We start from the raw sequence: 23,325 nt of genomic DNA on the forward strand, positions 1-23,325 counted from the left end.
TGCTCGGGCAAACTACCCAAATGGATGCAATTATGTGCAAGGTCTGTCATAAGACCAAAATGCGTTTAGAAGATTGCCATAATGTAGCCGATTTCCGCCGTTTAGCAAAATCGCGCCTGCCCGCACCGATCTTCAATTATATCGATGGCGCTGCCGACGATGAACGGACAAAGTCGCGCAACACGTCGGCATTTGACGATTGCGATCTGGTGCCCAATGTCTTGGCTGGCGTGTCGGAGATCGACATGGGCGTGACGGTGATGGGGCAACGGATGGACATGCCGCTGATGCTCTCCCCCACGGCCTTGCAGCGTCTGTTTCATTGGCAAGGCGAACGTGCCGTTGCGTCGGTCGCGCAGCAGCATAACATATGGTTTGGCATCTCCTCATTGGCCACTGTCAGCATTGAGGAAATCGGCGCGACCATCAAAACGCCAAAAATGTTCCAACTCTACATCCACAAGGACAAGGGGCTGAACGCGTCGATGATCGAACGCTGTAAAGCGGCAAAGTTTGATGCAATCGCGCTGACGGTCGACACGATCGTTTCGGGAAACCGCGAACGGTGCCTGCGCAGCGGGTTCACCTCGCCGCCGCGCTTCACGCCCGCGTCGGTGTTAAGCTATGCCATCCACCCAAAATGGGCGCTGAATTATCTATTCCGCGAAAAATTCGCACTGCCCAATCTGGAAACGCATGTTGATGCGGGCACGAATGTCGCCATATCCGTCGCGGAATATTTCAATACTATGCTCGATACATCGATGGACTGGAAAATGGCCGAAAAAATTCGGTCAGATTGGGGTGGCGAATTCTGTCTGAAAGGGATCATGTCCGTTGACGATGCGAAACGCGCCATCGACATTGGCGCGACCGCAATCATGGTGTCCAACCATGGCGGACGACAATTGGACGGTTCGCGCTCCCCATTTGACCAGATATCCGAGATCGCCGATGCCGTGGGCGGCAAGATCGACATCATCTGCGACGGCGGTATCCGGCGTGGCAGCCATGTCCTCAAAGCAATCGCCGCCGGAGCAACAGCGTGCTCCGGCGGACGTTTGTATCTTTATGCACTGGCCGCAGCGGGGCAGCCGGGCGTCGAGCGTATTGTCGGCAAATTGCGTGACGAGATTGATCGCGACATGCGGCTTATGGGCGTCCGTTCCGTCTCACAGTTTGACCGTTCTATGCTGCGCTGGCGTTAACTTCACCTGCAACTTCGCGCTTTGCGCCCCAGTCAATGGCGCGGGTTGCCCACATCACCACTGCGAGAACAACAAACAGCAGCAACGAACCGATAATCAGCGAATACGCCTCAAGGTTCAAAAGCACATAAAGCGTCGCATACAACCCAACCAGCAATCCGCCAATAAACCGCGCACGCATCCAGCTTTTCAGAACAGCCGCCGAATAGGCGGTTAGTAACCCGGTAATCGCGCCACCAGCAATGAGGTAAGCCCACATAAAGCCGACAACTTCGGCAAAAGCGAGCAGCAAGACAAAGAAGAGCACGAGACCTGCGCCGGTGAGCAAATATTCCGCCGCCGCCACCTTTGCGCCCGCAATAACGTCAAACATCAAGAAGGCGAGGAAGGTAAAACCGATAAACAGGAAGCCATATTTCACCGACCGGTCAACCTGGCTGTAAAGGTCGACAGGTTCGACTAGGCCGATCGTTGCCGCCTGGCTTTGCCCGCCACCTGTAGATGCGGCGTTGACGCTCGTCATCTCAACGCTATCATATCTTTTGATATTCGTTGGGCTTGGCGGGGCAAGGTCATCGGTCAAGACAAGCGCCTGTCCAAGCGCTAGATTGGTGACGGCGTGGCTTGATGTGAAACCCGACGATTTGACATTACGCTTTATCGGCAAGAAATCGCCCGCGAAACTAGGGGATGGCCATGATGAATTCACATCCCATTTGGTTTCGCCACCGCGCGGAACCATTGTCAGCGTCTTGTTACCACGAATAGCGTAATTGTATTTCACCTCCATCGGGCTTGAGGCATCCCAATCCACAAATGTGAAGAAGCCAGAACCGCCCGACGCCGCCAATCCTTTGCCGGGTTGCAATTCAAGCGACGTGCCGTTGACGACGACTTTGCTATCGGCCTGAAGCCCGCGCGCATCGGAAATTCCAAAGCGCAATTCAGCACCTGCCAAATTCAAAGTGTCGCGCGCGATACCATAACGCGCAAAATCGGCAGGTAACGCAAAACGCGCCGTCCCACTATTTTCCGCAACAAAAAGCACGCTTTCATAAATCGACTTCTTCTTGCGGTCCGGCTTTAAATTGGTGGAAAGCGTGTTCGTTTCCGGCGAAAGAAAAAGCTCTTTTGTCAGCTGTAATGTTCGGGTGGTCTGGCGGCCGTTCTCGTCCACCGTCTCGACGCTATTGACGGTGTAAGGGATAACGAGCACCGGCCCGACGACCACCTGCGGCCCGCCCCAGCCTGCCGCAATCGCGTTCTGCGCGACGTTCGATTGTTCCTGCCGGTCCCAGACCAGCGCGTAAACAATCATCAACGGGATGACGAGTACAATGCCAATGATACCAGCAAAGAACAGTTTCCAGCCGGGACTTCGCTCCGATGTCATTACATATTTTCCTTAAATTTTTCAATAATTTGAATATGAAAAACATCATTCGTTTATGAATAAATGGATGAACGGTCAATGAAAAAGAATGGACAATTCGAAATTTCAACGGACAATCTATCCGGTGCTCGCCAGAAACCAGATAGCGATGCCTGCCAACAGAATGGCAAAGACGCGGCGGACGATGCGCGCCCTGTTTCCGTTGGATATCCATCCATGTGCCTGTGCCGCTAGCGCGACGATGACAAGATGCACAAAAGTGGCAATCGCGACATAGCTTGCGGACAACAAAGCCGTTTGCGGCGCAATTGGCGCACTTTGCGTAATATAGGCTGGTAGGACCGTTATGAAGAAAACGGCTGCCTTGGGGTTCAGCACGTTCAACAACAGCCCATGGCGAAACCATGCACCGAGCGCATTTTTGCTTACGCTATCCGGAATGGGTTCATCTTTGCCCGCCCATGTCTTCCACGCCAGCCAGAGCAAATAGCCAACCCCTGCATAGCGCAACAGGCTGAAAATCGCTGGAGAGCGTGTTGCCAACTCCGCAAGGCCGATTGCCGATGCAGCAGCCAGTATCGCGAGGCCAAGCGCAATCCCTGCTACCGCCGCAAATCCCGACCTTTTGCCTTCGCTCGCGCTGGTCAACGCCAACCACGCCATATTTGGACCGGGGGTTAGCTCGATCAGCATTGTCGTCACAAGGAAGGGTATGAAAAATTCTGTCACCACATGAACGCATATCGCACGGCGCGAAGAAATAGTCGATTGCGCTTGGCTTTGGGGTGTCCCTGCCGCCATCGCACATGGCGATGCTGGACAATGTGCTGCCGGCAAGCTCGATTGGGACGACAAAAAGGGTGCACGCAGAGGCGCGGAGGCCGAAGAGGCGCATTCCCCACAACGTCATGCTGGAGCCGCAGGCGTGCAGAGCACAACTCGGTTCAGCATCCATCGTGCCACATAGACCGAAGGGTAGAGACGAGAAATGGACCCTGAAACAAGTTCAGGGTGACGGTTGTGGGAGCGGGCGACATTCGAAAGGTAGCGCGCTAAACTGAAACGCGGGATAGGCCCCAGCCTCCGCTGGGGCGACGAAGTGTTTGTATTCTATGTTGGATTTATAAAACCACCGTCGCACCAGCGAAGGCTGGTGCCTATCGCGTCTATCGGTTTACACCGCGAGCCAAGGCGCTAAACTGAAACGCGGGATAGGCCCCAGCCTTCGCTGGGGCGACGGTGGGAGCTTATCTGATGGCAAAAGGCGGGTATGTCTACATCATGGCCAGCGGCCCGCACGGCACGCTCTACATCGGCGTTACAGCCAACCTCCCACGCCGGATTTGGGAGCATAAGAATGACCTCGGCTCCGAATTCTGCAAAGAAAATGGCTGTAACATTTTGGTCTATTATGAAGCTTTTGACGACATCGAAGAAGCCATCAAGCGCGAAAAAGCGATGAAGGTTTGGAAGCGCCGATGGAAAACCGAATTGATCAGCAGGGCTAACCCCGATTGGCGGGATTTGTATGCGGACCTGAACAGATAACTTTCAACCCACCGTCGCACCAGCGCAGGCTGGTGCCTATCGCGTCTATCGGTTTACACAGACCCCCGACGCGCTAAGCTGATACACGTGATAGGCCCCAGCCTGCGCTGGGGCGACGGGGTGTTCAAAATCCCGATTTGCTAACCCTCAATACACCCGTGGTTTTGGCTTAATATACTCAACATCATCGGTCAGCGTATAATCATGCACCGGGCGATAGTCGATTTTGACCTTACCGCCGGAGCCGCCCCAACCTTCAAACCATGAAGCCGTGTGCTTCATCCAGTTGGCGTCGTCGCGCTCGGGGAAATCTTCGTGCGCATGTGCGCCACGGCTTTCCTTGCGGTTGTTTGCACTTTCGACCGTGCAAACCGCCTGCGCCATCAGGTTATCAAGCTCAAGCGTTTCGATGAGGTCGGTGTTCCAGATCAGGCTGCGGTCGGTCACGCGAACGTCGGCCAAACGTTGATTGACCTTCTGCATTTCAACCACGCCTTCTTCCAACAAGGCGGTGTCGCGGAAGACGGCGGCGTGTTTTTGCATTGTGCGCTGCATTTGCAAGCGGATCTCGGCAGTTGGTGATCCACCTTTTGCGTTACGGAACTTGTCGACGCGTGCAAGCGCAAGGTCCGCGGCGTCCGCAGGCAAAGCCTTATGCGGCGCACCTGGCGTCAACGACGATTTCAGATGCAAGCCGGTTGCGCGACCAAATACGACCAAGTCGATCAACGAGTTCGATCCAAGCCGGTTCGCGCCATGCACCGAAACGCAGGCCGCTTCGCCAACGGCATACAGGCCCTGCACGATGACTTCGGGATCGTCACCAACCTTGGTGACAACTTGCCCATGATAATTGCACGGAATACCGCCCATATTATAGTGGACCGTTGGCGTCACTGGCAAAGGCTGCCGCGTCAGGTCAACGCCCGCGAAAATCTTTCCGCTTTCGGTGATGCCGGGCAAACGCTGCGCCAATACCGCAGGGTCGATATGATCGAGATGTAAATAGATATGGTCTTTATGTTCGCCAACGCCGCGCCCTTCGCGCATTTCAAGCGCCATTGAACGGCTGACCACGTCGCGTGATGCAAGGTCCTTCGCCGATGGGGCATAACGCTCCATAAAGCGTTCGCCTTCGCTGTTGGTCAGATAACCGCCCTCGCCGCGTGCGCCTTCAGTAATCAGCACGCCTGCGCCGTAAATACCCGTCGGGTGGAACTGGACAAATTCCATATCTTGCAATGGCAAGCCAGCGCGCAAGACCATGCCGCCGCCGTCACCGGTGCAGGTATGCGCCGACGTTGCGGAGAAATAGGCGCGGCCATAGCCGCCGGTTGCCAGCACAACGGCGTGGCTTTTAAACCGGTGGATGCTGCCATCTTCCATGCACATGGCGATAACGCCGCGGCATTCGCCATTTTCCATGATCAGGTCGAGCGCGAAATATTCAATGAAGAAGTCCGCGTCATATTTCAGGCTTTGTTGATACAAAGCATGCAACATCGCATGACCGGTACGGTCGGCTGCGGCTGCGGTGCGCTGTACCGGCGGGCCTTCGCCCATATTCTGCATATGGCCGCCAAAGGGTCGTTGGTAGATGGTGCCGTCGGCATTACGCGAGAAAGGCACGCCCGCATGCTCAAGCTCATAGACCGCAGCAGGCGCCTCACGCACCATATATTCGATGGCATCTTGGTCGCCGAGCCAATCGGAGCCTTTGACCGTGTCATACATGTGCCACGTCCAATGGTCGGGCGAGTTGTTACCGAGCGATGCGGCGATCCCGCCCTGCGCCGCGACAGTGTGCGAACGCGTTGGGAAGACTTTGGTAATACAAGCGGTTTTCAAGCCTGCTTCCGCGCTGCCCATGGTGGCGCGCAGACCCGACCCGCCAGCGCCGACGACGACGGTGTCATATGTGTGGTCAATAATCTTGTAAGCGTCTGACATCAGGCGGGAGCTCCGGTAAATGCGAGTTTTGCGACGACGAAAATGCCGAACACGGCGCTGGCGATGACGTAAAAGTTCAAACATGTCATGGCCGCAAACTTCAGGCCATCATCATGGACATAATCCTCGATCAACACCTGAAGCCCAAGGCGGACATGCGCGAAGATATTGGCAATCATCAAAATCATCGGAACAGCAACCAATGGCTGCGCCAGCCACTGCGCCAGTGCGGCATGGTCAAAACTTGGGATCATCAACAACGACAGCACAAACCAAGTGGTCAGCAACACATTGCCAATCGCGGTCAAACGCTGCTTCAGCCAATGTTCGCCGCCATGCTTGGCCGAACCTAGACCGCGGACGCGACCGATATATGTTCTACTGTCCATCACAAAACTCCAAGAAAGCGCGATGCCACAAACAGGGCGACCAATGCAGTTGCAAAAAAGGCTGCGACAAATGCAACCGATGCCCACAACCGGTTGGTCTTCAATTCATAGCCAGCGCCAATATCGAGCACGAAGTGGCGAAGCCCTGACGCCAAATGTTGGAAGAAGCTGAAGGTCACGGCCAGGCCCACAAGGCGGAAGAACCAGTTGCTGGCGATTTGTACTGCCGTGCCATCGGCACCTGCCGAAACGACATATTGTTGGAACGTGGCATAGCTTTGCGCGCCACCCCCAATGGCCGACAACCACCATAATAAAGTCATCATTCCAGCAGTCGCGAGAACAAAGCCTGTCGCGCGGTGGAAGATCGAAATGGCCATCTGCGGCGACCAACGATACACCTGCAAATGCGGTGACAGTGGCCGGTTGGGGTTTTTCGCCATAATTTTTAGCGTCCTTCATATATGCAAGTGGTCGACGTTGCGACGCTCATTAACCGATTAATGCCGTGGTGCAAGACCTGCGCAGTGCGAAACGCGCAACCCTTCAACTGATTTCTTCAATAACTTTGGTTGAATTTTCGTCTGTGCTGTGAAAAGCAGCGCCCATGAAAACCCATATCCTGATCACCGGCGCCTCACGCGGAATTGGCGCAGCAATCGCCGCAAGCTTTGACCCCGCCACAACGAAGGTGGATGCATTGTCCAGCAAGGACGGCGACCTGAACGACCCGGCGGTTCCCGCGCGGCTGTGGGACAGTGCATTTGAGGCTTTGAATGGCCGGATTGATGTCCTTATCAATAATGCGGGCGTCTTCGAAGAAAACCCTATTTCGCGGCCGGATGATGAATGGCTGGCAAGCTGGAACCGGACCATGCAGATTAACCTGACGGCCAGCGCTGATTTGTGCCGCCGCGCGGTGCGGCACTGGCAGGCCAGCGGTGCATCGGGCCGTATCGTCAACATCGCCAGCCGCGCCGCACATCGCGGCGACAGCCCTACCCATTGGCATTATGCCGCGTCAAAGGCGGGCATGGTTGCGATGACCAAAACCATCGCGCGCGCTTATGCCAGAGAGGGCATTTATGCCTTCGCGATCTGTCCCGGATTCACGATGACAGGCATGGCCGAAGAGTATCTGGAAAGCCGCGGCGGCGACAAATTGCTGGCAGATATCCCATTAGGCAAGGTCGCAGACCCCGAAGAAGTCGCGATCATGGCGAAGTTCTGCGCCTTGGATGCGCCGCCATCGATGACCGGCGCGGTGCTCGACGTAAATGGCGCAAGCTATGTCCGGTGATTGGAAAGTCCGTTTCCCCTGCACCCGTGCAGAGGCAGAGGCAATCCACGAAGACGATGAATGGCTGGCGTCGCTTGATCCCATGCCCACTATTGTGGCGGACGAAGTTGAGGCATTTAACGACGACAAATGGCGCTTGGATGCCTATTTTTCGGTTGAACCTAACCAAGCTGTTATCAACGCGATCCACAGCCGGATAAAAAGCGCTGCAAAGGCAAAGCCAGTCATTGAAAAGCTTCCCGACGCCGACTGGGTCGTGATGAGCCAACAAGGGTTGAAGCCAGTCCATGCGGGCCGTTTTTATGTCCACACCAGTTCCAACAAGGGAACCGTGCCCAAGGGCGCAACGCCGTTCCTGATTGAGGCAAGCCGCGCTTTTGGCACTGGTGGTCATGAAACCACCGCTGGCTGCCTCAATATGCTCGACAGCATGAAACGCGCCGGCAAACGGTTCGACGTGATCGCCGATATTGGCACTGGCACTGGCTTGCTCGCTTTTGCCGCAGTTCGCCTTTGGCCAAAGGCCTATGTGACGGCGTCGGACATTGATCCGGTTAGCGTTGAAGTCACTGCGGACAATGCGCGCGCCAATGATGTGCCCTGTGGCGTCTCTCAGGGGCAAGTTGCGCTATGTGCAGCAGAAGGCACCGCGCACCCACTCATCGTCTCACGGGCGCCCTACGACCTCGTAACGGCCAACATTCTCGCCGGCCCCTTGATTGAGCTTGCACCGTCGATTGCGAATATACTGCGCGACAATGGTTCATTGATATTGGCCGGGCTCCTGAATACGCAAGCAGAAGCCGTATTACGCGCATACAAACGGCAGGGTTTCCGTCTGGAAAAACGCGTCGACTGTGGCGACTGGCCGTGTCTGTGGCTAGTGAAGCGCCCGATTTATGGTTGGAAACGTCCGGTACGGGCGAGTGGCCGCACGAGCCAACCCCCCGGGGATTTCGGAACATGGTAAAAAGCAGCATTGCACCACCCGAGCGCCTTCGCCATATTATCTCTAATGGCAATTAGCTCAGGGCGAACAGATTTGGATTCGGCGCGGCGCGCGAAGCTTGCCGAAGCGCTTGTGCAATCGGGTCGTGGCGACCGCAATGCATTTGCTACCGTATTTGCAGCAACCTCTGCGAAGCTATTTGGCGTGTGCCTGCATATCTTTCCAGACAGGAACGAAGCGGAAGACGTGTTGTAAGACGCTTATCTCACTATTTGGAACAAGGCCGCGAGCTTTGAAAACGGTCGGGCCAGCCCGGTAAGCTGGCTTGTGGCTGTAACGCGTAACCGGGCGATTGACCGGCTGCGAGCAAAAAGAGAGTTGGCACAAGCTCAATCGACGAAGCGGCGGAAATTGCCGACTCTGCCCCCTTGGCAGATGCGCAATTAATCGAACAGGCAGATGACCGTATCTTACATGACTGTATATCGTCTTTGGATCAACGCGACGCCATGTTCATAAAAAATGCATTTATCGGCGGATCGACTTATGCCGATCTCGCCAAAAATGAGGGTCAGCCCTTAGGAACCGTCAAAAGTAGAATAAGACGGGCCTTGTTAAAGCTGCGCGGCTGCATGGAGGGCGCAGCATGACAGCCATGACCGACGAAGATTTCACCTTGGCCGGGGAATATGTGCTTGGCCTGCTAGATACGGACCAAGAAGCGGTTGTCGCCGGACGCATTGCCACAGATTCCGATTTCGCCGCCGAAGTTGAGGCATGGCGCCTTCGGCTGAATCCTATGCTTGGGCCAGAGCATTTGGCCCCTGCGCATATCTGGCCCAAAATTGAAAAGGCCCTGCCCGCGGCGACTTTGCAAGATGTCGGGACGGCGAAGCTCACATTCTGGCGCGCGCTCACAGGTCTTTCCGTGACGGCAGCGATTTTCCTTGGCGTTTTGCTATTGCAACAGCCCGCTCCCACCGCACCTGTCGCCAACCCTACGCCGATGATCGCCGCTTTGGGTAGTGAGGATGGCCGATCCGCGATGACAGCGAGCTATGATAGCACGCAGGGCACCATGCTCCTGATGCCGGTCACGCTGGAAACGGGCGAGTTATATCCCGAATTATGGATCATACCCGCCGACGGGAAAGCGCGTTCGCTTGGTGTCATCAATGGCGACAGGCCAACCGCAATGGACGTCAGCCCAGACATGCGCCAATATATGAATGAAGGTGCCTTACTGGCGATCACGCCTGAACCGGCGCAGGGCGCGCCGGGTGGCGTTGCCACGGGTCCAGTGCTCGCAAGCGGGAAAATGATAATTTTGTGATCTAACTGTGAGTCACCGTCGCCCCAGCGCAGGCTAGAGCAACATGGTGCGTTATCCTGAACCCCGTTCCAATTTGAAAGGGGCCTTTCCTCTCCAAGACTTCGTCATCCCCGTGTAGGCGGGAATGACGGGGTAGGGCTGGGTTGCCGGTCGCTCGATCCCCCTCGTCTAGCGGCCGGCGCCCTTCACATATTCTTGCGTGCCGTGCGTGCGCAGCACATCATCTGCCGATACTTCACCGGCCATTATGTCGGGAAGTGTTTCCAACTGAGCATAAAGCGGCGCAAAATCGGTCTCCACTGTGACGTTTAGCAATTGGTCGATGCTGGAAATCACAAAATAACTCTGCTGAAAATCGTCAATCCGGTAGTGCGTGCGCATCACCCGAAGCAGATCAAACGCGATCCGGTTCGGGCTTGGGTCGTCCAAAGCAAAGATGCTTTCGGCATAGCTTGAGAGTATCCCCGCGCCATAAATGCGCAGACCATCAGGCTGCTGGATCAGGCCAAACTCCACCGTATACCAATATAGCCGTGCCAGATGGTCCAACGCGCCAAAGCCAAGCGACCGCAACCCGCCTTTGCCATAGGCCACCATATAATCGGCAAACACCGGATCGGCCAGCATCGGCACATGTCCAAAAACGTCGTGAAAGACATCTGGCTCTTGCAGATAATCCAGTTGCTCCGGCGTCCGGATGAAATTGCCAGCGGGAAAACGGCGGTTCGCCAGATGGTCAAAGAATACATCGTCCGGAACAAGGCCGGGCACAGCAACAATTTGCCAGCCCGTCGCCGCCATCAACCGTGCGTTCAATTCAAGATAATCGGGAATGCCGGGGCGCGACAATTTGAGCACATCTATCCCGCGCATAAAGGCATCGGCAGCACGCCCCGGCAGCATGGCGGTTTGCCGTGCAAACAGACGGTCCCAGTTTGCATGTTCATCCGCGCTGAACTTTTCCCAATTTTGGGGGACAGTCCAATCGGCATGCGCGCCAGCGGGCGGCGTTTCATACACGTGGCTATTTGGGTCCATGGCAACTAGTTACACTTGAAACCATATTATGGCAACAGCACCTGCTGGATTCTTCTGCACTTGGTTGGATAGCGCCGCGCTGGGACGATAGACGGGATGGGCCCCAGCCTGCGCTGGGGCGACGAAAATAAGAAGGCGTGTTTCCCCCAACGTCATGCTGAACTCGTTTGTGCTCTGCACGCCTTCGGCTCCAGCATCCATCGTGCCACATCGACCGAAGGGTAGAGACGAGAAATGGACCCTGAACCAAGTTCAGGGTGACGGTTGGGGGGTGACGGTTGGGGGGTGACGGTCGGGGGGCGGTGACGGTCAGGGAGCGACGGGATGTAAAATCATGCCGCCAACCTATCCAGCAACATTAGCCGCTTTGCACGATATTTGCCCATTCGGCTTCGTCAATGACCTGAATGCCAAGTGCATTTGCCTGTTTCAGTTTCGACCCAGCGCCAGGGCCGGCCACAACAAGATCGGTTTTGGCGCTTACCGAGCCAGCAGCTTTTGCTCCCAGCGCCTCGGCCTGTGCTTTGGCTTCATCGCGGCTCATCGTCTCCAGCTTTCCGGTGAAAACAATCGTTTTGCCCGTCCACGCGCTCTCGCGAATGTTGGAAACATAGACGGGTGGACTGACTTCGTTCAAAAGGTCGGTCCACACCGACAGATTATGGGGTTCGTGGAAGAAGTCACCCAACGCCTCCGCCACCGCGCCGCCGACCCCGTCTATCGCGGTGACATCCGCAATCGCGGATTCATCCGCATTTGCCAGCCTTAGGCCAAGCTTGCCGATTTCTTCGACGGATCCGAACGCCTTGAACAAATCACGCGCTGTGACCGTTCCGATGTGGCGGATTCCCAAACCAAAAAGCAGTTTCGCGCCGTCGGGCGCACGCTTTGCCTCAATCGCTGCCAACAGGTTATCCACAGACTTATCCTGCCAGCCATCACGCGACAATATATCAGCGCGGCGGTTCCGAAGCCGGAAAATATCCGCAGGGCTTTCCAGCCAGCCCAGATCAAAAAATTCTTGGATGGTTTTCTCACCCAGCCCTTCGATATCAAGCGCGCCGCGACTGACAAAATGGATAAGCCGTTGCACCCGCTGCGCCGGGCAAATCAACCCCGCCGTGCAGCGCACATCGACTTCGCCCTCTTCGGCCACCGCTTCGGAACCACATTCCGGGCAATGGGCGGGAAAATGATAGGGCGCGCGATCACTTTCGCGGGTCAGGTTTTCAACGATCTGGGGAATGACATCCCCTGCCCTTTGCACGACCACGCGGTCACCGGGGCGCACGCCCAAACGCGCAATTTCGTCACGATTATGCAGGGTCACATTGGACACAACCACACCACCGACAGTCACAGGCGTAAGGCGACCGACCGGCGTCAACTTGCCCGTTCGGCCAACCTGTATATCAATCTGCTCCAGCGTCGTTTCCGCGCGCTCCGCCGGGAATTTATGCGCAATGGCCCAGCGCGGCGATTTAGCGACAAAGCCAAGTCGTTCCTGCCATTCCAAACGGTCAACCTTGTAGACGACGCCATCAATATCATAAGGCAAATCGGCGCGGCGGCGTTCGATGTCGGCATAATGCGCGAGCGCGTCTTCAGGTCGGCCAAAGCGGCGCAGCAAGGGCGATATTGGCACGCCCCAATCGGCAATCGCTGCCATCACCTGACTTTGCGTATCTGCGGGCAGCGCGCTCACCTCACCCCAGCCATGCGCCAGAAAGCGCAAGGGGCGCGACGCCGTAACCTTTGCATCCTTTTGCCGCAAAGACCCCGCGGCCGCATTGCGCGGGTTGGCGAACAGCTTTCCACCCTTTGCCAGTTGCGCTTCGTTGATCGCCGCAAAATCGGATTTCGCCATATAGACTTCGCCGCGTATCTCGAAAATGTCGGGCACGTCACCGTTCAGCTTTTGCGGAATGTCAGCGATATAGGCGACGTTGGCGGTTACGTCCTCTCCCACACTGCCATCACCGCGCGTCGCGGCTTGTTTAAGCACACCTTTTTCATAACGCAGCGACAGCGAAAGCCCGTCAATCTTGTCCTCCGCCGTTAACGCGACCTCTGCGTCTGCGGACAAGTTCAAGAACCGCCGCACCCGCCCGACAAAGTCATGCACATCCTGCGCCGCAAAGGCGTTATCGAGGCTCATCATCCTCTTGGCGTGGGTGATTTTTTTGAGGCCAGAGCCTTCGACCGCCGCCCCCACTTGCGTGTTCGGACTATCGGCGCGGATCAGGTGCGGGAATGCGGCTTCTAATTCATTGTTACGGCGCACCAATGCGTCATATTCCGCATCGGAGATTTCCGGCGCGTCTTGCGTGTGATAGCGTTTGTTATGATAGGCAATCTGTTTCGCCAAGCGCATGAGCTCATTGGCTGCATCGGCCTCAGTCACGCCATCGCTCCAGCAAACAAGGTCACAATATCTCCAACAATCGCACGGCCTGTGCCCTTGCCTCGTCTGTTACCTCTGCGCCGGACAGCATACGGGCGATTTCTTGGCGGCGGGCTTCGGCATCGAGCAAGGTGACGCCGGTTCGTGTCACCGTCCCTTGGCTCGATTTCGCGATGAAATAATGCGCCTTCCCCTGGGCGGCTACCTGCGGGCTGTGCGTGACGGCAAGCAATTGTGTGCGGGTCGCAAGACGCGCAAGGCGTTCGCCAATCGCCGCCGCAACTGCGCCGCCAACGCCCCGGTCGATTTCATCGAAGATAATCGTGGCGGCCCCGCCTTCTTCGGCCAAGGCGACTTTCAACGCCAGAATGAAGCGCGACAATTCCCCGCCCGACGCGATCTTCGCCAAGGGCGCAAAAGGCGCACCGGGGTTGGTCGAAATCAGAAACTCAACGCGGTCCATGCCATAAGCGGTCCAGCGGTCCTCCGGCAATCTTTCCACCGCCGTCTGAAACTGCGCGGCATCAAGCTTTAATGGCGCAAGTTCATTCTTCACCGCTGCGTCCAATTTGACCGCAGCCGCGTTACGGACCGCAGACAATGCGCTTGCGCTCTCGACATAAGCGGTGTGCTTGGCCGCGACCTCGGCCTCCAACACCGCAAGCCCCTCGCCGCCTGCCTGTATAGACTGCAACTGCGCCGTCAGCTTTTCCTGCAGCGCGATAATGCCGTCGGGCGCAATGTTATGCTTGCGCGCCAGTGCGCGTAGCTCAAACAAGCGCTCCTCAATCTCGTCAAGCCGTGCAGGCTCATATTCAATCGCGCGTGCGGCGGCGTTCAACTTATCCTCGGCCTCGCTCGCCTCAATCACCGCGCGGTCCAATGCGGTCAGCGCCTCGGCCAATAACGGGTGCGCATCGGCCAGACGGTCCAGCTTGCGCGCCGCGCCACGGATCAGCGACAGGCCACTTTTCGGGCCATCAAAACTTTCCAACACAGCCTTCAGGTCTTCGGCAATGCGCTCGCCTTTTTGCATGTCGGACCGCTCACCCGCGAGCTGCTCTTCTTCGCCGGGTTGTGGGTGGAAGGCAGCAAGTTCGGCCACCGCATGTTCAAGCCATTCGCGGTCCCGCGCCGCGTTTTCCAGCGCTTCACGGGCAATATCCAAGCGCGATTTGGCATCCTGCCACGCGGCAAAATTGGCCGACACGGTTGCGGTGTCACTGCGGCCAAAGGCGTCCAGCAATCCGCGATGCCCACGCGGGTTCAGCATGCCGCGATCATCATGCTGGCCGTGGATTTCAACCAACGCAGCGCCAACTTCCCGCAAAAGCGCGGCAGAGCAAGGTTGGTCGTTGATAAACGCCTTGCTGCCGCCGTCCGCCTTCACCGAGCGACGGATGATTAAAGGTTCATCGCTATCGATATCAATGTCATTATCGGCCAAGAACGCCGCGACATAAGCCGGGGCATCAAAACTCGCCGTAACCTGCGCCTTGTCCGCGCCGGACCGTACCAAGCCACTATCGGCGCGCGCACCAAGCGCGAGGCCAAGCGCATCCAACAATATGGATTTACCGGCCCCGGTCTCTCCCGTGAGCACGCCAAGACCGCCTGCAAATTCCAAGTCCAGTGCCTCGATCAGCACGACATCGCGGATCGAAAGCCCCGTTAGCATGGCATTACGCGGCGGGCGCGTTCTTCTGCATCAAATTATAGGCACGCGCATACCATTCGCTGCCGGGATAGTTGGCACCCAACACGGCCGCTGCCTTCTTCGCCTCTTCGGGCACGCCCATCGCAAGATAGCTTTCGGTCAAACGATATAAAGCCTCTGGTGCGTGCGTCGTCGTGTCATATTTATCGACCACTTCACGAAAACGCAGCGATGACGCAAGCCACAATGCGCGACGTTGGTAGAAACGACCAATTTCCATTTCCTTGCCGGCCAGGTGATCGCGGACAAGGTCGATCTTCAACGTGGCATCCGACGCATAACGCGATGTCGGGTAGCGGCGCTGCACCTCACCCAAAGCGGCCAATGCCTGCTCCGAAATCTTCTGGTCACGCGTCACGTCACTGATTTGCTCATAATAAGACAAAGCGATCAGATAATAAGCGTAACCCGCGTCCTTGTTACCCGGATGGATCGAAAGGAAACGGCGCGACGATTGGATCGACTCATTATATTTCTGCGCCATATAATAGCTAAACGCGCTCATAAGCTGCGCCCGGCGGGCCCATGGCGAATAAGGATGCTGACGCTCTACCTCGTCAAATAACGCCGCTGCGACTTCATATTGCTTGTTATCAAGCTTATCCTTTGCGGCGGTATAGAGCGTATTTACGTCACGCGCGACATAACGGGTGTTGCTACCCGGCTTCGCACCGCCACCGCCCAGACCGAGCGCAGCGCAACCGGAAAGCAGGGAAGAAGCGGCCAACACCGCGACGGGCATAAGGAATTTTTTGTTCATGAATGTTCCCTAGATAATCTTGTCCGCCCCGCCAAGCCTTTTGCTTGGCACGGCGCATAAACACGCACATAGCGTGGCCGAAATATTGTGTATCGGCGATGAACTGCCGCCCCAATGGCCACAAAAAAGGGGCGCCAAAGCTGCGGCTTTTCTCTTCAATCCTTTTGCAGGATGTATTGTGTTGCCCACGTCCGTCGTGCTGAACTTGTTTCAGCATCTTAATTTTGGGCCTGAGGCGGTTTTAGAGGGCGGGGTTTTTAGGCAGCCTTATCGACTTGCGCAGCTCCAAACCGAAGCCCAAGCGATTTCATGACCAGCATCAGTGTCGCAATGGTCGGATTGCCGCCTTCGCTAAGCGCCGCATATAGCGAGCCACGGCTCAACCCCGCCTCACGCGCAATCTTGGTCATACCGCGCGCCTTGGCGACTTTGCCGAGTGCGTGCGCGAAATAGGCCGGATCACCGGTCTGCAACGCCTCATCCAGATAAATCGCCAGCGCCTCATCATCGTGAAGCTCATCGGCGATATCGAAGGGAAATGTTTCTAAACCCATATCATTCTCCGTTTGGTTCCTTGGCCAATTCCTGCGCCATTTGTTTGGCTTTGGCGATATCGCGGGCCTGCGTGGATTTATCACCGCCGCACAGCAAGATGACCAACACATCGCCCCGCTGCACAAAATAGATGCGGTAGCCGGGACCAAAATCAAGCCGCAACTCGCTTACCCCCTCACCGACCGATTTCGCGTCGCCAAAATTACCGAACGAAAGCCGATCAATCCTTGCGCCGATGCGTTTTCTGGCAACAGCATCCCGAAGCCCGGCGCGCCATTCCATGAAGGTCTTGGTCTGACGGACTTCGATCATTGACGTCTTATATATGAGACAGTTTTGGGAGAGTCAATATTGTTCTTGGCAGAAATCGTCTGGTTGTCGGTTTCGGCGAGGGCCGTGACTGGAGGCGTTGGTGCGCTTTTGACCCGCCTTCTTCATCATGCCCGAATGTCCTGAGCCTGTCGGGGCCGAAGGCGATGCGAAGCATCAACAATGCTGGTTTTGGCTGATATGGGGGCGTCGACTTGTGTAAGTTTTTGGGGACTGGGTTTTTAGGCAGTGGTTAGGGATTTAAGAAAGAATTAGCTTTGCAAAAATAGAATGGTTAAGAGTTTTTTTGCTATCCGCGCATGATGTTATCCAGTATTCATTCCGTAATTCATGACATATAAGTCATCATCCAGTTACAGCGTGACAATCAGTAAAAAGGTGACAACTTGTGGTAGATTTCAAAAAAAGGCTTGCTCGCGCAGCCGAATTGGCGACGGAGCAGACAATGTTGAGCACTTGCGCACATAACCATGCCTCCCAATCGGACGATAGGCTGCACAAATGCACATACACACAGTGACTCTTATCTCGGATTTTTTCTCGGATTTTTGGGCCTATGCACAAACGAAAGAGTACCTAGAAGGCCTCTTCGTTGAGGCGTCGGGGTTAGTATTAGACGTATTTCTGCTCATCTTCAGTGTAAAACTAATTGCCTGCTATCTTGCTCGACATTCCAGAAGCATGACAAGTTTCGCGTCTTCATTCTTCATTGCACAGTTCCTGAGAGATGTTCTTCTGCTTCAATTGAAGTCTGGCGGCATTTCGGATGTCGAAAAGAGCTTGGATGCGGCTTTTCGAGAGCGCAAACTAGATTCACGTTTCAGGCATATTCACTATGGCAACTTTGAGAACCTTCTAGAACTCCTCAGAGTCCGAATGAAATCTGGGGAGCACATCCAAGGGCACCGCACCCTAAGCCCCAAGCACCGAAAAGACATGGCAGGAGAAGCTCGTGCATTACTGGCGCGGCTGGACAACTTGCTGGTTATCTTGGCATCCCTACGACAGGAAGAACAATGCCTTCGTGCATATGAATTCCGCTTAGTACTGACTGCAGTATCGGACTACCTCGAAAACCTATCTAATTCGACCAATGCCCCACCGCCGCGAACCTATGCACCTATGAGTACGGCTCTAGCCTCTACTACGGAATCATGGTTCAAGTCATGTAAGAAAGTGCTTGATCGTAAATACAATGGACGACTCCGAGCCTCTTATGTCCACATCCTGCTTTCATTGCCGTGGGTGGTCTCCTACAGATTAGTCATGCGCAGATGGAAGCGACTTCGCGGCCAACCATATACCGATCCATTCGCCTCAAATTTCCCACAACTCTTTTGTAATTCCTTGGTTCAGGCAATAGGACCTGAGTGGAATCAGATAATTACAGCTTCAGGGATCGAGAGCACCGATTTCCGTCTTTTGATAACCCAGCATAAGGCCCTGTCACAGGACAGTAGCATCGCGCTTTTGGAGAGGATTCGACCTTATGTTCCTGCAGATTTATGGGATAAGGCACTTGCAGACTCATTGACTGCGGATGTCGATAGCAGACATATCACCATGGCAACTGTAGACGCGATTAAAGCAACAGCCCTGTACTACTTTGAAAGCCTATCGAGCAAGGACGAGAACAGTGCCCAAGTTAGAGCGGAAGCATTTCATAGTCTCTGGGATCTGCGTTCCTATTCAAAGTAGTGCCCCTCCCCCATCCTTCGGATGGTCCCGCTGTTGCTCCGCAACGCCTACGGCTCCCCGTTCCGGGGAGGTTTTGGCTTAATCCTTCAGGAACGCGGGCACATGGTCGGGGTCGCCCCCGCCTTTGTTTTCGCCCTTTGGCCGACCGCGTGTTTTCGGAAATGCGGCGCGCATATCGGCGGGAATGTCTTTGCCATTTTGACGCCGCGAAGGTGGATTTAAGGGCCCTGTCATTAATTTCGTGTGTGGGCGGGCATAATGGGTAAGAAGGAGACCTACTATGTCACGACGCAAAGAGCCTGTGATCCCGGCTGAGTTATTGGATCGTCTTTTGGCTGGCACGGATGCTGCTTCTGCATTGGATCAGGGCGGATTGCTTGATTCTTTGAAGAAGGCGTTGGCCGAACGTGCGCTGGGTGCTGAGATGGATTATCATCTGGGCAGCGACGATCAGGCAGGCAACAGCCGCAATGGCTATGGCCGCAAGACCGTGATTACCGATACCGGCAAGATCGATATCGACGTGCCGCGGGACCGTTCCGGCAGCTTCGATCCGCAGCTGATCGCCAAGTATCAGCGCCGCTTTCCCGGCTTTGACGATAAGATTATCTCAATGTATGCGCGCGGCATGAGCACGCGCGAGATCACCGGGCATCTGCGCGAGCTTTATGCCATAGACGTATCGCCTGACCTGATATCGACCGTCACCGACGCGATATTGGATGAGGTTGCCGCCTGGCAGCAGCGCCCGCTTGATCCGGCCTATCCGCTGGTGTTCTTCGACGCCATCCGTGTCAAAATCCGCGACGAAGGCATGGTCCGCAGCAAGGCGATCCACATTGCCCTTGGCGTCCGCGCTGACGGTCGCAAGGAGGTTCTGGGGCTGTGGATCGAGCAGAATGAAGGGGCCAAGTTCTGGCTTCGCGTCATGAACGAACTCAAGAACCGGGGCGTCGATGATATCATGCTGGCCGTGGTCGACGGCCTCAAAGGCTTCCCCGACGCCATCACCGCCGTGTTCCCCGAAGCTGTGGTTCAGACCTGTATCGTGCATCTGCTGCGCAACTCTATGGACTTTGTGTCCTGGAAAGACCGAAAGCCGCTGGCAACCGCACTGAAGAGCATTTACCGCGCCGTCGATGCCAAAGCCGCCGAAGAGGCACTCACCGCCTTCGAGACCAGCGAATGGGGCATGCGTTACCCCGCCATCGGCCAAAGTTGGCGGCGGGCATGGGCTGAGGTCATTCCGTTCTTCGCCTTCCCCGAGGAAGTGCGCCGGATCATCTACACCACCAATGCCATCGAAGCGCTGAACTCAAAGCTGCGGCGGGCGGTCAGAGCCAGAGGGCACTTCCCCAGCGACGAGGCTGCAACCAAACTGCTTTATCTGATCTTGAACCGATCGGAAAAAGAGTGGAAGATGCCACCACGTGAGTGGACCATGGCAAAGGCCCAGTTCGCCGTAATATTCGGCGAACGGTTCATCAAAGCCATGGCGGCATAATGTTCAACCGCCCGCCCACACACGAAATTAATGACAGGGCCGATTTAAGTGGTCCTGACCCTAAGCCGCCTGCTCCAACCGGTCCGCCAGCCACATCTTGATCAGCGCTTGCCGCGTTACGCCGCGCTTTCTTGCCTGCACATCCAGTTGCGCAATCATATGTGGCGGCATATCGACATTGACGCGCCTTGCCGCAACGCTTGGGCGGCGCGCGCTGCTCCAGTCGATATATTCGGAAATATCTTCACCAGCGTCGAACTTTTGTTCAAACTCTTCAATATCAATTGTTTTGCCCATAATACGCCTCTCTTTCATTGTCGCGTGATCGCCTAACCGAGATGATCCGCACTATGTCTTCGCGCTCGGCAAATATAGCGGACCATGGCTTGTCATCAATCAGACCAACCAACAGCCAACGGATTTCGCCGTCTACGCCCTGGTAAGTTGGTCTAAAGATACGCCGATCATCGTCCCAAAGTGCTTGCGCCTGTTCAAAATCAATACCGTGTTTCGCCAGATTGGCTGCACTTTTGTCGGGATCATATTCGAACATCTATATTTATATAACACCGAAAAGGTATATTTTCTACCCTTTATATAGCACAACAAAAAAAGGGGCCGCCGAAGCTGCCCCTTTCCTGACCATCCTTTTGCAGGATGTTTTGTTTGGGTTAAACCCTCCCCTAACCCCTCCCGCCTGCGGGAGGGGAACTCAGGCTTAATCCTTCAGGAAAGCTGGCACATGGTCGGGGTCGCCCCCGCCTTTGTTTTCGCCTTCTGAACGGTCTTGGCGTGGGCCACGGTCGCCGCGGCCTTCGCCCCGTCCACCATCACGTCCGCCATCACGTCCACCGCCATCACGACGCGGGCCACGGTCGCCACGGCCTTCGCCGCGTCCACCGCCGCCGCCTTCACGACGGGGACCACGGTCGCTGCGCTCGCTCTTTTCGCGGGGCGGGCGTGTGTCTTCCAGCTCTGCACCGGTTTCCTGATCCACAACGCGCATCGACAGGCGCACCTTGCCGCGTGGGTCGATCTCAAGAACCTTGACCTTCACGTCCATGCCTTCGCTGACGACGTCGGTAACCTTCTCAACGCGCTCATTGCGCATTTCGCTGACGTGGACGAGACCGTCCTTGCCACCCATGAAGTTTACGAATGCGCCGAAATCAACCAGATTGACGACCTTGCCGTCATAAATCTTGCCGACTTCTGCTTCTTCAACGATGCCCGAAATCCACTTACGCGCGGCTTCGATCTGCGCGATGTCAGACGACGAAATCTTGATGAGACCTTCATCATCAATGTCGACCTTCGCGCCGGTGGTGGCGACGATTTCGCGAATGACCTTGCCACCGGTACCAATGATGTCGCGGATCTTCGCTTTGTCGATCTGCATGGTTTCGATACGCGGCGCATGCGCGGACAGTTCGCCACGGGCTTCGCCCAATGCCTTGGCCATTTCACCCAGGATATGCGCGCGGCCTTCCTTGGCTTGGTTCAATGCAGCTTCAAAGATTTCGCGGGTAATACCGGCAATCTTGATGTCCATCTGCATCGTGGTGATACCTTCGGACGTACCGGCTACCTTGAAATCCATGTCGCCGAGATGGTCTTCGTCACCCAAGATATCGGACAGGACTGCGAAATCCTTGCCTTCAAGGATCAAGCCCATCGCGATGCCAGAAACCGGGCGCTTGATTGGAACGCCAGCGTCCATCATCGCCAGGCTTCCGCCGCATACCGATGCCATCGACGACGAACCATTGGATTCGGTAATGTCGCTGGTGATACGGATGGTGTAAGGAAACTCTTCCTTGGTTGGCAATACGGCGTGCAGCGCGCGCCATGCAAGCTTACCATGGCCGATGTCGCGGCGGCTTGGTGCGCCAAAGCGACCGACTTCACCAACGCTATAGGGTGGGAAGTTATAATGCAGCATGAAGTTTTCATAATGCAGACCGCCAAGGCCATCGATCATCTGCTCTGCGTCCTTGGTGCCCAAGGTGCAGGTTGCGATGGTTTGCGTTTCACCACGGGTGAACAACGCCGAACCGTGTGAACGTGGCAAGAAATGCGTTTCTGCCAGAATAGGACGGATTTGCGACGTGGTGCGTCCGTCGATACGCGTGCCGTCCTTGAGGATGGCGCCACGCACGATTTCCGCTTCCAGCTTCTTCATCAGCTTGCCTGCGGCCATCTGATCCTGCGGGCTTGCGTCGGTGAAAGCTTCCTTTGCCGCTGCACGCGCGACATTCAAAGCGTTCGAACGTGCCGACTTGTCGGTCAACTTGTACGCAGCGGCAATATCCTTGCCGATAAGCTTCTTCAGCTTTTCCTTAGCGGCTGACAAATCAGCCTGCTCTGCCATTGCCCAAGGCTCCTTCGCGGCTTGCTCAGCAAGCTTGATGATGGCCTTGACGACTTCCTTACATGCGTCATGCGCAAACAGGACGGCACCAAGCATGATTTCTTCCGAAAGCTCATTGGCTTCGGATTCCACCATCATCACGGCGTCATAGGTCGCGGCAACGACGAGGTCGAGGTCGCCTTCGGCAACCTGCGCGTCGGTTGGGTTCAGGATATATTCGCCGTTCAGGTAACCCACGCGTGCTGCGCCGATGGGCCCCATGAATGGAACGCCAGAAATGGTCATTGCAGCCGATGCAGCAACAAGCGCCAATACATCAGGCTCATTTTCGCCATCATAGCTAAGAACTTGTGCGATAGCGTTGATTTCGTTGTAGAAACCTTCTGGGAACAGCGGACGGAGTGGACGGTCAATCAAACGCGAAACCAGCGTTTCCTTTTCGGTCGCACCACGTTCACGCTTAAAAAAGCCACCGGGAATACGGCCGGCTGCGGAATATTTTTCTTGATAGTGAACGGTGAGCGGGAAAAAATCCTGACCATCCTTCACCGACTTTGCGGCGGTAACCGCGCAAAGCACAACAGTTTCGCCGAGCGATGCCATAACAGCGCCGTCAGCTTGACGGGCAACTTTGCCCGTTTCGAGTGTCAGGGTTTGTCCGCCCCACTCGATTGATACAGTTTTCGTATTAAACATAAATTTTCCTTTGACCCGCATGCCCAATGCGATGCGGGGCCTCTTGAGTTGCGGAAATACCGATCCGCCGCGGATGGGGCATTTTCGAGCCCCGATGACAGTCCAGCCTCATTGCTGGAATGTCCTTCTACCGGCCATGTCACCCTAAACTTGTGTCAGAATGACATGAGACGGAATTTTTG

Annotated in this window: 25 protein-coding genes; 10 read left to right on the top strand and 15 right to left on the bottom strand. The window is 55.8% G+C overall.

The features are described 5' to 3' along the window. Positions 1–59 precede the first annotated feature (59 nt). Positions 60–1,208 (top strand): alpha-hydroxy acid oxidase, encoded by a 1,149-nt coding sequence (locus tag HEQ18_RS04405; RefSeq protein WP_432815670.1) that lies wholly within the window; start codon positions 60–62, stop codon positions 1,206–1,208. On the opposite strand, the gene creD is transcribed toward HEQ18_RS04405, so the two are convergent. Together creD and HEQ18_RS04415 are read right to left on the bottom strand one after the other, a co-directional pair. Next, a complete protein-coding gene (gene creD, locus HEQ18_RS04410; protein ID WP_432815671.1) occupies positions 1,189–2,601 on the bottom strand; it encodes a cell envelope integrity protein CreD in 1,413 nt (470 codons plus the stop codon). The genes HEQ18_RS04405 and creD overlap by 20 nt on opposite strands. Before the next feature lie 117 nt (positions 2,602–2,718). Beyond that, positions 2,719–3,330, bottom strand: a complete 612-nt coding sequence (locus tag HEQ18_RS04415; RefSeq protein ID WP_432815672.1) for a LysE family translocator — start codon at positions 3,328–3,330, stop codon at positions 2,719–2,721. A 525-nt stretch (positions 3,331–3,855) separates the two neighbouring features. Here HEQ18_RS04415 and HEQ18_RS04420 point away from each other — a divergent pair. Continuing rightward, positions 3,856–4,149, top strand: a complete 294-nt coding sequence (locus HEQ18_RS04420; protein ID WP_432815673.1) for a GIY-YIG nuclease family protein — start codon at positions 3,856–3,858, stop codon at positions 4,147–4,149. A 147-nt stretch (positions 4,150–4,296) separates the two neighbouring features. On the opposite strand, the gene sdhA is transcribed toward HEQ18_RS04420, so the two are convergent. From sdhA to sdhC, 3 genes are read right to left on the bottom strand one after another with little or no spacing between them, the layout of a single operon-like run. Continuing rightward, complete coding sequence (sdhA, locus tag HEQ18_RS04425; RefSeq protein ID WP_432815674.1) at positions 4,297–6,099, bottom strand: succinate dehydrogenase flavoprotein subunit; 1,803 nt, start codon at positions 6,097–6,099, stop codon at positions 4,297–4,299. Continuing rightward, positions 6,099–6,488 (bottom strand): succinate dehydrogenase, hydrophobic membrane anchor protein, encoded by a 390-nt coding sequence (gene sdhD / locus HEQ18_RS04430; RefSeq protein ID WP_397604623.1) that lies wholly within the window; start codon positions 6,486–6,488, stop codon positions 6,099–6,101. The genes sdhA and sdhD overlap by 1 nt, the downstream gene beginning before the upstream one ends. Continuing rightward, on the bottom strand, positions 6,488–6,931 hold the full coding sequence (gene sdhC / locus HEQ18_RS04435; RefSeq protein WP_432815675.1) for a succinate dehydrogenase, cytochrome b556 subunit: 444 nt from the start codon (positions 6,929–6,931) through the stop codon (positions 6,488–6,490). The genes sdhD and sdhC overlap by 1 nt, the downstream gene beginning before the upstream one ends. A gap of 164 nt (positions 6,932–7,095) precedes the next feature. On the opposite strand from sdhC, the gene HEQ18_RS04440 reads away from it, so the two are divergent. The 6 genes from HEQ18_RS04440 to HEQ18_RS04465 all read left to right on the top strand — a co-directional run bounded on the left by HEQ18_RS04440 (position 7,096) and on the right by HEQ18_RS04465 (position 10,070). Beyond that, entirely contained in the window at positions 7,096–7,788 is a 693-nt protein-coding gene (locus tag HEQ18_RS04440) for an SDR family NAD(P)-dependent oxidoreductase (RefSeq protein WP_432815676.1), read from the top strand. Continuing rightward, on the top strand, positions 7,778–8,758 hold the full coding sequence (locus tag HEQ18_RS04445; RefSeq protein WP_432815677.1) for a 50S ribosomal protein L11 methyltransferase: 981 nt from the start codon (positions 7,778–7,780) through the stop codon (positions 8,756–8,758). Before HEQ18_RS04440 ends, HEQ18_RS04445 begins: the two co-directional genes overlap by 11 nt. 72 nt (positions 8,759–8,830) lie before the next feature. Then, entirely contained in the window at positions 8,831–8,992 is a 162-nt protein-coding gene (locus HEQ18_RS04450) for a hypothetical protein (protein WP_432815678.1), read from the top strand. A gap of 15 nt (positions 8,993–9,007) precedes the next feature. Then, positions 9,008–9,184, top strand: a complete 177-nt coding sequence (locus HEQ18_RS04455; protein WP_432815956.1) for a sigma factor — start codon at positions 9,008–9,010, stop codon at positions 9,182–9,184. A 62-nt stretch (positions 9,185–9,246) separates the two neighbouring features. Then, positions 9,247–9,387: a sigma factor-like helix-turn-helix DNA-binding protein gene (locus HEQ18_RS04460; RefSeq protein WP_432815957.1), complete on the top strand. Its 141-nt coding sequence runs from the start codon at positions 9,247–9,249 to the stop codon at positions 9,385–9,387. Beyond that, complete coding sequence (locus HEQ18_RS04465) at positions 9,384–10,070, top strand: anti-sigma factor (RefSeq protein ID WP_432815679.1); 687 nt, start codon at positions 9,384–9,386, stop codon at positions 10,068–10,070. The genes HEQ18_RS04460 and HEQ18_RS04465 overlap by 4 nt, the downstream gene beginning before the upstream one ends. Positions 10,071–10,238: 168 nt before the next feature. Here the strand turns inward: HEQ18_RS04465 and phhA are convergent, their stop codons facing one another. The 6 genes from phhA to HEQ18_RS04495 form a co-directional block, all read right to left on the bottom strand. Continuing rightward, positions 10,239–11,108 (bottom strand): phenylalanine 4-monooxygenase, encoded by an 870-nt coding sequence (gene phhA / locus HEQ18_RS04470; RefSeq protein ID WP_397604629.1) that lies wholly within the window; start codon positions 11,106–11,108, stop codon positions 10,239–10,241. Between the two features lie 358 nt (positions 11,109–11,466). Next, positions 11,467–13,482, bottom strand: coding sequence for an NAD-dependent DNA ligase LigA (gene ligA / locus HEQ18_RS04475; protein ID WP_432815958.1), 2,016 nt, complete (start codon positions 13,480–13,482; stop codon positions 11,467–11,469). 52 nt (positions 13,483–13,534) lie between these two features. Then, positions 13,535–15,190 carry a DNA repair protein RecN gene (gene recN, locus HEQ18_RS04480; protein WP_432815680.1) on the bottom strand — a complete coding sequence of 552 codons (1,656 nt, stop codon included), beginning with the start codon at positions 15,188–15,190 and terminating at the stop codon, positions 13,535–13,537. Positions 15,191–15,194: 4 nt separating this feature from the next. Continuing rightward, the gene (locus tag HEQ18_RS04485; RefSeq protein WP_432815681.1) at positions 15,195–15,989 is read right to left on the bottom strand and encodes an outer membrane protein assembly factor BamD; all 795 of its coding nucleotides are present in this window, start codon (positions 15,987–15,989) and stop codon (positions 15,195–15,197) included. Positions 15,990–16,246: 257 nt separating this feature from the next. After that, positions 16,247–16,543 carry an addiction module antidote protein gene (locus HEQ18_RS04490; protein WP_432815682.1) on the bottom strand — a complete coding sequence of 99 codons (297 nt, stop codon included), beginning with the start codon at positions 16,541–16,543 and terminating at the stop codon, positions 16,247–16,249. Position 16,544: 1 nt separating this feature from the next. Continuing rightward, complete coding sequence (locus HEQ18_RS04495) at positions 16,545–16,856, bottom strand: type II toxin-antitoxin system RelE/ParE family toxin (RefSeq protein ID WP_432815683.1); 312 nt, start codon at positions 16,854–16,856, stop codon at positions 16,545–16,547. A gap of 519 nt (positions 16,857–17,375) precedes the next feature. Between HEQ18_RS04495 and HEQ18_RS04500 the strand changes: the two genes are divergently transcribed. Continuing rightward, positions 17,376–18,572 (top strand): hypothetical protein, encoded by a 1,197-nt coding sequence (locus tag HEQ18_RS04500; RefSeq protein WP_432815684.1) that lies wholly within the window; start codon positions 17,376–17,378, stop codon positions 18,570–18,572. Positions 18,573–18,650: 78 nt separating this feature from the next. On the opposite strand, the gene HEQ18_RS04505 is transcribed toward HEQ18_RS04500, so the two are convergent. Continuing rightward, the gene (locus HEQ18_RS04505) at positions 18,651–18,806 is read right to left on the bottom strand and encodes a hypothetical protein (protein ID WP_432815685.1); all 156 of its coding nucleotides are present in this window, start codon (positions 18,804–18,806) and stop codon (positions 18,651–18,653) included. Between the two features lie 46 nt (positions 18,807–18,852). Here HEQ18_RS04505 and HEQ18_RS04510 point away from each other — a divergent pair, with 46 nt between their 5' ends. Continuing rightward, positions 18,853–20,076 (top strand): IS256 family transposase, encoded by a 1,224-nt coding sequence (locus HEQ18_RS04510; protein WP_432814241.1) that lies wholly within the window; start codon positions 18,853–18,855, stop codon positions 20,074–20,076. A gap of 60 nt (positions 20,077–20,136) precedes the next feature. Here the strand turns inward: HEQ18_RS04510 and brnA are convergent, their stop codons facing one another. From brnA to pnp, 3 genes are all read right to left on the bottom strand, one after another. Then, positions 20,137–20,373, bottom strand: a complete 237-nt coding sequence (gene brnA, locus HEQ18_RS04515) for a type II toxin-antitoxin system BrnA family antitoxin (protein ID WP_296201400.1) — start codon at positions 20,371–20,373, stop codon at positions 20,137–20,139. Next, entirely contained in the window at positions 20,357–20,629 is a 273-nt protein-coding gene (locus HEQ18_RS04520) for a BrnT family toxin (protein ID WP_397604147.1), read from the bottom strand. Before HEQ18_RS04520 ends, brnA begins: the two co-directional genes overlap by 17 nt. Positions 20,630–20,794: 165 nt before the next feature. Continuing rightward, entirely contained in the window at positions 20,795–23,143 is a 2,349-nt protein-coding gene (gene pnp / locus HEQ18_RS04525) for a polyribonucleotide nucleotidyltransferase (RefSeq protein ID WP_432815686.1), read from the bottom strand. Between the last annotated feature and the right edge of the window lie 182 nt (positions 23,144–23,325).

Source organism: Sphingorhabdus sp., from assembly GCF_050921905.1.
GTDB lineage: Bacteria > Pseudomonadota > Alphaproteobacteria > Sphingomonadales > Sphingomonadaceae > Sphingorhabdus_B.

What these genes read in the sequence shown, in the direction of transcription:
- HEQ18_RS04405 (WP_432815670.1), top strand. Translation starts at nt 60, where the DNA reads ATGCGTTTAGAAGATTGCCATAATGTAGCCGATTTCCGCCGTTTAGCA.
- creD (WP_432815671.1), bottom strand. Translation starts at nt 2,601, where the DNA reads ATGACATCGGAGCGAAGTCCCGGCTGGAAACTGTTCTTTGCTGGTATC.
- HEQ18_RS04420 (WP_432815673.1), top strand. Translation starts at nt 3,856, where the DNA reads ATGGCAAAAGGCGGGTATGTCTACATCATGGCCAGCGGCCCGCACGGC.
- sdhA (WP_432815674.1), bottom strand. Translation starts at nt 6,099, where the DNA reads ATGTCAGACGCTTACAAGATTATTGACCACACATATGACACCGTCGTC.
- sdhD (WP_397604623.1), bottom strand. Translation starts at nt 6,488, where the DNA reads ATGGACAGTAGAACATATATCGGTCGCGTCCGCGGTCTAGGTTCGGCC.
- sdhC (WP_432815675.1), bottom strand. Translation starts at nt 6,931, where the DNA reads ATGGCGAAAAACCCCAACCGGCCACTGTCACCGCATTTGCAGGTGTAT.
- HEQ18_RS04440 (WP_432815676.1), top strand. Translation starts at nt 7,096, where the DNA reads ATGAAAACCCATATCCTGATCACCGGCGCCTCACGCGGAATTGGCGCA.
- HEQ18_RS04445 (WP_432815677.1), top strand. Translation starts at nt 7,778, where the DNA reads ATGTCCGGTGATTGGAAAGTCCGTTTCCCCTGCACCCGTGCAGAGGCA.
- HEQ18_RS04460 (WP_432815957.1), top strand. Translation starts at nt 9,247, where the DNA reads ATGTTCATAAAAAATGCATTTATCGGCGGATCGACTTATGCCGATCTC.
- HEQ18_RS04465 (WP_432815679.1), top strand. Translation starts at nt 9,384, where the DNA reads ATGACAGCCATGACCGACGAAGATTTCACCTTGGCCGGGGAATATGTG.
- phhA (WP_397604629.1), bottom strand. Translation starts at nt 11,108, where the DNA reads ATGGACCCAAATAGCCACGTGTATGAAACGCCGCCCGCTGGCGCGCAT.
- ligA (WP_432815958.1), bottom strand. Translation starts at nt 13,482, where the DNA reads ATGCGCTTGGCGAAACAGATTGCCTATCATAACAAACGCTATCACACG.
- recN (WP_432815680.1), bottom strand. Translation starts at nt 15,190, where the DNA reads ATGCTAACGGGGCTTTCGATCCGCGATGTCGTGCTGATCGAGGCACTG.
- HEQ18_RS04485 (WP_432815681.1), bottom strand. Translation starts at nt 15,989, where the DNA reads ATGAACAAAAAATTCCTTATGCCCGTCGCGGTGTTGGCCGCTTCTTCC.
- HEQ18_RS04490 (WP_432815682.1), bottom strand. Translation starts at nt 16,543, where the DNA reads ATGGGTTTAGAAACATTTCCCTTCGATATCGCCGATGAGCTTCACGAT.
- HEQ18_RS04495 (WP_432815683.1), bottom strand. Translation starts at nt 16,856, where the DNA reads ATGATCGAAGTCCGTCAGACCAAGACCTTCATGGAATGGCGCGCCGGG.
- HEQ18_RS04500 (WP_432815684.1), top strand. Translation starts at nt 17,376, where the DNA reads ATGCACATACACACAGTGACTCTTATCTCGGATTTTTTCTCGGATTTT.
- HEQ18_RS04505 (WP_432815685.1), bottom strand. Translation starts at nt 18,806, where the DNA reads ATGACAGGGCCCTTAAATCCACCTTCGCGGCGTCAAAATGGCAAAGAC.
- HEQ18_RS04510 (WP_432814241.1), top strand. Translation starts at nt 18,853, where the DNA reads ATGTCACGACGCAAAGAGCCTGTGATCCCGGCTGAGTTATTGGATCGT.
- brnA (WP_296201400.1), bottom strand. Translation starts at nt 20,373, where the DNA reads ATGGGCAAAACAATTGATATTGAAGAGTTTGAACAAAAGTTCGACGCT.
- HEQ18_RS04520 (WP_397604147.1), bottom strand. Translation starts at nt 20,629, where the DNA reads ATGTTCGAATATGATCCCGACAAAAGTGCAGCCAATCTGGCGAAACAC.
- pnp (WP_432815686.1), bottom strand. Translation starts at nt 23,143, where the DNA reads ATGTTTAATACGAAAACTGTATCAATCGAGTGGGGCGGACAAACCCTG.